This is a genomic window from Flavobacterium sp. (genome assembly GCF_027533505.1).
In the GTDB taxonomy this organism is placed as follows: Bacteria; Bacteroidota; Bacteroidia; order Flavobacteriales; family Flavobacteriaceae; genus Flavobacterium.
This window is the reverse complement of the sequence record NZ_JAPZUB010000066.1, coordinates 22,026-29,230: the sequence shown is the minus strand read 5'-3', so window position 1 is coordinate 29,230 and position 7,205 is coordinate 22,026. Positions and strand designations below refer to the sequence as shown.

The following is a 7,205-nucleotide window of genomic DNA, read 5'->3' as shown; positions in this document are numbered from 1 at the left end:
TGTTTAAAGCTTTTTTTAGCCTCAATATTGACGAAAACAAATCAATGTCAATCAAAAATTAGCTTGGCTTAAAACCCATTTATTGAAGTTTATTCAAGTGAAAAAGAGAAGCGTAGAGAAGTTTTTTCACAGCCTGACGGTGTTCGCAATTCGTGACTCACTGTCGAAAGGAATTCAGATCGTGCTTTGGTGGCATTTTCCGCACGTTCTTTGGCGATTTCCAATTCACGGTTTTTTTCCTGAAGCAATTTATTGGATTCGTTGCGAAGAATGTTGTTTTTGTATAGCGACAAACTCAATAAAGAGAGAATTGAAATCAAAGCAATAGCCAAAATACTAATTAGTTTCGCAAAGTTTTTGGCCTTGGTCTGACTCTCATTTTCCCGCTCCAATTGTTCGGCGTGCTTTAATTTCTCGGCATTTTTGAAGGAATCAAAGTCAACCGGTTCAATCTTTTGAAGGTAATGAGTGTCATTTTTTTCTTTTAACTTCACATAGCGCTTCAGGTAAGCGTGTGAAAGCTCGAGGTTGGCATTTTTCTCATAAATTTCACTCAACGCTAGGAGCACTTTGGCCTGCAAGCCCGCTTGTCCCTCCGACTGTTTTAGGGCCCGTGTCATGTAATTTAAGGCCAAGTAATTGCGCTTTTTCTCCTTTTCCAACATCCCTAAATGGTAGAGGGCTTCGGGAACGATTTTTCGGTTGTGAACCGTGTCGGTAAGACTAACGATTTTCTCTAAAATTCCTTGCGCCTGATTGTTTCGTCCCATGCGTTTGTATACAATGGCACGCTGCAGGTTAATCATTTCAATGGCGCTATGGATTTTTAACTTTTGGTAGATGGCTTGGGCTTTGTTCAAATTATTTTCTGCCAAAGCTGTATTATTTTGCTCAATGTACGTGAGTCCTAAGTAATAATAACACAAGGCTTGCTCACGTGAGGATGGCAAATTCGAATAAAGCGCGATACTTCGCACAAAAGCATCGAGTGCATCTTCATTCTTTTTTAAATCAAAATAAATGAGACCCAAATTGAAATAACCATCCCCTAAGGCTTTTTCATCACTTTTCTTTTGTGCATAATTGATTGCTTTTTGGGCATAATTGAGGCAGTTTCTATAGTTGTTCGCTTTTTTGTGGTATTGTATCTGTTCAAAGTAATAGCCAACGCTATCGAAGGGCTTCGATACCTTTTTTTGTGCCGATACGACACAAGTAAATACGATGAAAAACCAAAGTTTTCTCATTACAGGGCAATATTGACCACAAAATAATAAAATTATTTGGAAATCAAACGAATTAAATCGACCAATCGCGAAGAATACCCGATTTCATTATCATACCAACCGACAACCTTGACCATTCGATCGATAACGGAAGTGAGTTGCGCATCAAAAAGACACGAATGGGTATTTCCTATAATATCCACAGAAACGATTGGGTCTTCTGTATAATCAAGAATATTTTTATAGTGACCCTGAGCCGCTTTTTGAAACGCTTTATTGATTTCGTCGATACTTACATCGCGTTTCACATTAAAGGTAATATCGGTTAGGGAGCCATCAGGAACGGGAACCCGAATGCCACAACCTCCAATTTTTCCTTCCATTTGCGGGAAAATCTTAGTCAATGCTTTGGCGGCACCGGTAGTAGTGGGTACTATAGATTGCGAAGCCCCACGGGCACGACGTAAATCTTTATGGGGTTGGTCGTGTAAACTTTGGTCTGTGGTATACGAATGTACGGTAGTGATATAGGCTTGCTCAATACCACACAATTCGTCAATAATTTGAATCATCGGTGCGGCATTGTTGGTGGTACAACTCGCATTGGAAATAATACGTTCCGTACCATCCAATTCTTTTTCATTGACTCCTAAGACAATGGTTTTTATTTCTGGAACTTCAGAGGGTGCTGATAAAATTACTTTTTTGGCGCCAGCTTCTATGTGTTTTTGTAATTCCTGATAGCTTTTAAATTTCCCCGTCGCTTCGACCACAACATCGACACCCACTGTTGCCCACGGAATTTGAGCGATGTTTCGTTCGTGAAAAAAGGGAATTTTGTGTCCGTTAACCACTAAGAAATCGTCTTCAGCAAAAACGGGTTGGCCAAACCGCCCGTGAATACTGTCGTAACGGGTAAGATGCGCCATCGTTGCCGTGTCGGCTATGTCATTAAGAGCCACCACCTCAATAGCGTCATGATTCCACAATAATCGGAACAAATTGCGGCCAATACGCCCGTATCCGTTGATGGCTACTCGAATTTTTTGCATCTGTGGCTTGTTATAGAATATGTTTTTCAGCGTGGTAACTGGAACGAACCAACGCGCCACTTTCTACATGACGGAATCCCATTTCTTTCCCTATGCGTTCGTATTTTTCAAACTGCTCTGGGGTGATAAATTCTTTCACGGGTAAATGTTTCTTGGTCGGTTGTAAATACTGCCCTAAGGTTACAATATCCACATTGGCGTTGCGTAAGTCCTGCATGGTTTCAATGACTTCGGCTTCCGTTTCTCCCAATCCCAACATGATCCCCGATTTGGTGCGGCGAATTCCTTTTTCTTTTAAATAGCGAAGTACTTCCAAACTACGATCGTATTTGGCTTGAATGCGCACTTCACGGGTTAAGCGACGTACGGTTTCCATATTGTGCGATACCACTTCGGCATTGGCTTCAACGATGCGATCGATATGTCGGTGAATCCCTTGAAAGTCGGGAATTAAGGTTTCTAGTGTTGTTTCGGGATTCATGCGTCGGATGGCTTCCACGGTTTCCAACCAAATAATAGACCCCATGTCTTTTAAATCGTCGCGGTCTACACTAGTAATGACGGCGTGTTTAATGCGCATGATTTTAATCGAACGGGCTACTTTTTCAGGTTCGTCCCAATCCACCGTTTCAGGACGCCCGGTTTTTACCCCACAAAAACCACACGAACGGGTACAAATATTTCCCAAAATCATAAACGTTGCGGTACCTTCGCCCCAGCATTCCCCCATGTTAGGGCAGCTTCCCGAAGTGCAAATCGTATTAAGTTTGTATTTGTCAACAAGCCCCCGTAATTCAGTATATTTTTGTCCAATGGGTAACTTGACTTTTAGCCATTTAGGTTTTCCATTGGGCGGCAATACGTTGGTAGTTTCTGTGTGCATAATTGGAAAATTGTACGCAAAAATACAATCAAAATTTGAGAAATTCGGCGATGTGTTAAAGTTTTAAGATTCGTTTGTTACTCCAAAAAATCCAATTCTTTGTCATGTGTTTCCGGAATGGTAAGGGTGGCGTAAATCCCTAGTGAAAAGGCCAACACGCCCACACACATTGCGGCATAGATGATGGAGATGTCTTTTTTTAAATAATCAAACAACAGCAACATTACGGGGAGTAAACCGCGCACCATATTGGGGACTGTTGTGGTCGTGGTGTTGCGTAAATTAGTGCCAAATTGTTCGGCAGCTACAGTGACAAACATCGCCCAATACCCTGTACCTAATCCCAACCAAACGCAGAAAAAGTAATAACTTTGTTCAGAGTAAGCGCCACCAAACAACATTCCAATCACTCCCAAAATCGTAAACAGCATCATGTATAAGATGGCTTTTTTTCGCGAATGCAATGCGTGGGAGATAAATCCACTCGCAAAATCTCCCGCCGAAATTCCCACATACGCCCACATGATGGCTTTCCCCGGAACGATGGTGTCAATACCCATTTCGGGAGCAAATTGATTGGCCATCATCGCTAGAATACCAATGCAATACCAGGTTGGCAACCCAATAGCAATGCACTTAAGGTATTTTATCAAACGGGTTTTGTGGGTGAATAGCGCCAAAAAGTTCCCTTTAGATAAGGTTCTATCTTCAGCAATGCTTTTGTAAATTCCACTTTCGGTGACACTAATTCGAAGGACCAGCAGCAAGAGTCCCAAGCCACCCCCGATGAAGTAAGCCGTGGTCCAATTGTCGGCCATTTCCACGGTAAGTTGTGCAACCACCGCGCCTAATAACCCAAAACCAGCCACCAATGACGTTCCCAAAGCGCGTAATTCTTTGGGTAAGCTTTCCGAAACCAAGGTAATGCCCGCACCGAGTTCTCCTGCCAAGCCAACCCCAGCTATAAAGCGCAACCAGGCGTAAACAGTAGCTTGATCCATACGCTCAATTTGCGGTAAAAATCCACAGGCGATGTTGGCCAAAGAGTACACAAGAATGGACCCAAACAACACCGATAACCGTCCCTTTTTGTCCCCAAAAATACCCCAAAGAATACCGCCTAAGAGTAGACCCGTCATTTGGTAGTTGATGATTTGTGTCCCGACGGTATCAACATCAAGATTGAGTTCGGTGAGACTAGGAACGCGTACAATACCAAAAAGCAATAGGTCGTAAATGTCAACAAAATAGCCTAAAGCAGCAATAATTACTGGAAAACTAAGGAGGTGTTTCCATTTTTCTTGGGTAGAAAATCGGGTCATAAAAAGTTGGCTTTGTTGGGCTAAAATAATAAAAAAAACCGCAGGGGTAAGCTGCGGTTTGTAGAACATTCTATTGGTTATTGACTGACTGTAATTGGAATGGTAAAACGAGAGCGTACGGGTTGTCCTTTCTTTTGACCCGGACGCCATTTGGCTTTGATGGCGTGTAAAACGCGTAATGCTTCTCGATCAACGGATTCGTCGGCATTGCGTAAAATTTGAATGTCGGTCATGGTTCCATTTTTTTCGATGACAAAAGTGACAAAAACTTTATGTACCCTATCGGTTTCTTCAAGGGATTGCGGGTCAAATCTTCGTTTAATTTCCTCATAAAAACGGTTGATACCTCCCGGAAACTCAGGTTGTTCATCCAGCCCTACAGGGTTTTCAATGGTGTTGGGGTCGATGTAATTGCCTTGGTCACCTCCTGTAGTTGGTTCAGTACCGGTTCCATTTGGGTCGCCGCCATTCGCTAGCGGATTAGTGCTAGTTCCGGTATCGCTGCCCAGGCCAGGATTCGGATTTACTTCGGGATCTTTGGGCGCCGGTTTGGGTTCGACAGGCACTAATTCGGGCGCTACAGGGGTGTATTTTTTCACCTCATTTTCTGTCGTTTTTGCTTTGGCAGTTTCCCCTTTTTGAACTTCTTTTTTGATTTCAACTTTGGTCAAGACAAGCGTGTCACTTACTACAGGTGGCAGATTGTGGTCGGGTTCAGGCTTGGTGTGAAACGAGCTTAATAGAAAGACTCCAAAAGTGAGCAAGGAAAGCCCAAAAATAAAAGCTATCCAAGTGGTTTTTTCATTTTCGCGCCGAAGTTGGTAGGCGCCATACTGTTGGTTTTTACCCTCAAAAATGACATCCAGCCATTTTTTTTCAAAGATACTTACATGGTTCATAGTTCTAATGTGTTAATGTTAGCGTATCTTTTTTACATAGGCAAAAGAATAAAAGGAGTTTGTTTTACGATAACGTCAGTACGAATCGTAATATTGTGGTATAACGTTAATTCGTTAACATTACCATTGCGTTTACATCAAAAAAAAATAAAAAGGCTGTTGATTTTAGCGTCCCCGGATGATTTCAGCGAGTAGTTTTTTGGCCCGTAAAAGTTTAATTTTTACGTTGCTTAGGGGTTCATTTAAATGTTCTGAAATCTCTTGATAGCTCAACTCTTGAAAGTAACGCAATTGGATAACTTCTTGGTAATGGGGTTTGAGTTCTTTGATAAAGTGTAGCAAACGGGATAAATTTTGCTCCGTAATGAGTTCATCCTCAGCGGTAGGCGAAGTATCGGCAATGTTGTAGGCTTGTTGGTCTTCTTCGTTGGTGATTTCTACAAAAAGCGCTGATTTTCGCTTGCGTAATAAGTCGATATGTACATTTTTGGCAATGGCAATGAGCCAGGTGTTGAATTGGAATTCGGGATTATACGTGGCTATTTTGTCAAAAGCTTTGGAAAAGGTTTCAATGGTAATATCTTCGGCATCGGTTTCATTTTCTGTACGTTTGAGCATAAAGCCATAGACCTCATTCCAGTAATGGTCGAGTAAAAAAGTGAAGGCTACTTGATCACCTTTTTTAGCTTTTTCGATGTGATGCATTATTTCCAATGTACCGGTTTTGAAAAAAGATTGGTAAAAGCCACATTGAGTTGGGTGAAAATGAGTACAATTTCAATCAACGGATAGAAATACATCACGTCTTTTTCTTTCAACTTCCCGGCCGCCATTCCCAGTACTATCCAGCAAAAAATGTACCGAAAACCAATCAAACTCAACACTATTATCCATTGGTATTGAAACGCCAACAAGGCGATTGGAGTGAGCAAAAACAAAAGTTGACTGAGGTAAAAAACGCCCAATTGAAAGCTGTCAAATCCCTTGTAATGTTGGGCTGTAGCTACATGACGTCGCTTTTGTTGGAACCAATCTTTAAATTTAGTTTTGGGCTGTGAATACGTAAAACTTTCAGCCGTGTAACTGCATACGGTGTTTTTCCCGTTGGCCGCTTGATTGATAAACAAGTCATCATCGCCCGAACGTATTTTCATGTGGTCCATAAATCCCCGCACGCGAAAGAATTCCTCCCGTTTATAGGCCATATTTCGTCCTACGCCCATGTAGGGTTTACCCAAACGCGCCCATGCAAAATATTGGATGGCGGTTAGTAGGGTTTCAAAACGAATTAACATATTCAGAAACGACCCTTTTACTTTTTCATAAGCCCCATACCCAAGGACAATGGTTTTTTGTGCCGTAAAATGCCCCGTCATTTCTTTGATCCATTGGTTGGAAGTAGGGTAACAGTCGGCGTCGGTAAACAGTAAGTATTCGTATTTAGCGGCTTTGATTCCGAGCGTTAAGGCAAATTTTTTGTTGCCCCAAAAGGCTTCATTATTTTCAACTTTAACCAACTTTATATTGGGATAAACCGTTTCAAAATGTTCAAAATGCGCTAAGGTATCGTCACTTGAGGCATCGTCAATTAATACAATTTCAAATTGAGGATAGTCTTGTTCGGCCAAAAGGGGAACCAATTTCAGTACATTTTCTGCTTCATTTTTGGCACAAACAATCACCGAAACTGGAATGCGCTTTGGGGCGCCTTGTTGGGCTTTTTGAAACGCAAATTTGCCAAATATGAATACGTAATACAAGAATTGAACAGCAACAGCGGCAATAAATAATCCAAAAAGAGTCCCTAAAACCATAGTGGTAAA

7 protein-coding genes are annotated in these 7,205 nt (G+C 41.7%); all 7 read right to left on the bottom strand.

The genetic code is table 11. The annotated features are described in order from the left end of the window. Nucleotides 1–89: 89 nt before the first annotated feature. Complete coding sequence (locus O9316_RS12485; RefSeq protein ID WP_298347277.1) at nucleotides 90–1,247, bottom strand: tetratricopeptide repeat protein; 1,158 nt, start codon at nucleotides 1,245–1,247, stop codon at nucleotides 90–92. 32 nt (nucleotides 1,248–1,279) lie between these two features. Beyond that, a complete protein-coding gene (gene gap, locus O9316_RS12480) occupies nucleotides 1,280–2,278 on the bottom strand; it encodes a type I glyceraldehyde-3-phosphate dehydrogenase (RefSeq protein ID WP_298203319.1) in 999 nt (332 codons plus the stop codon). 10 nt (nucleotides 2,279–2,288) lie between these two features. Continuing rightward, nucleotides 2,289–3,161, bottom strand: a complete 873-nt coding sequence (gene lipA, locus O9316_RS12475) for a lipoyl synthase (RefSeq protein ID WP_298203320.1) — start codon at nucleotides 3,159–3,161, stop codon at nucleotides 2,289–2,291. 77 nt (nucleotides 3,162–3,238) lie between these two features. Next, complete coding sequence (locus O9316_RS12470; protein ID WP_298203321.1) at nucleotides 3,239–4,483, bottom strand: MFS transporter; 1,245 nt, start codon at nucleotides 4,481–4,483, stop codon at nucleotides 3,239–3,241. 77 nt (nucleotides 4,484–4,560) lie between these two features. Further along, complete coding sequence (locus O9316_RS12465; RefSeq protein ID WP_298203322.1) at nucleotides 4,561–5,382, bottom strand: energy transducer TonB; 822 nt, start codon at nucleotides 5,380–5,382, stop codon at nucleotides 4,561–4,563. 165 nt (nucleotides 5,383–5,547) lie between these two features. Then, nucleotides 5,548–6,096: a sigma-70 family RNA polymerase sigma factor gene (locus O9316_RS12460; RefSeq protein ID WP_298203323.1), complete on the bottom strand. Its 549-nt coding sequence runs from the start codon at nucleotides 6,094–6,096 to the stop codon at nucleotides 5,548–5,550. Further along, nucleotides 6,087–7,196 carry a glycosyltransferase gene (locus O9316_RS12455; RefSeq protein WP_298347275.1) on the bottom strand — a complete coding sequence of 370 codons (1,110 nt, stop codon included), beginning with the start codon at nucleotides 7,194–7,196 and terminating at the stop codon, nucleotides 6,087–6,089. The genes O9316_RS12460 and O9316_RS12455 overlap by 10 nt, the downstream gene beginning before the upstream one ends. Between the last annotated feature and the right edge of the window lie 9 nt (nucleotides 7,197–7,205).

Coding starts and splice junctions, on each gene's coding strand:
- O9316_RS12485 (WP_298347277.1), bottom strand. CDS start 1,247: ATGAGAAAACTTTGGTTTTTCATCGTATTTACTTGTGTCGTATCGGCA.
- gap (WP_298203319.1), bottom strand. CDS start 2,278: ATGCAAAAAATTCGAGTAGCCATCAACGGATACGGGCGTATTGGCCGC.
- lipA (WP_298203320.1), bottom strand. CDS start 3,161: ATGCACACAGAAACTACCAACGTATTGCCGCCCAATGGAAAACCTAAA.
- O9316_RS12470 (WP_298203321.1), bottom strand. CDS start 4,483: ATGACCCGATTTTCTACCCAAGAAAAATGGAAACACCTCCTTAGTTTT.
- O9316_RS12465 (WP_298203322.1), bottom strand. CDS start 5,382: ATGAACCATGTAAGTATCTTTGAAAAAAAATGGCTGGATGTCATTTTT.
- O9316_RS12455 (WP_298347275.1), bottom strand. CDS start 7,196: ATGGTTTTAGGGACTCTTTTTGGATTATTTATTGCCGCTGTTGCTGTT.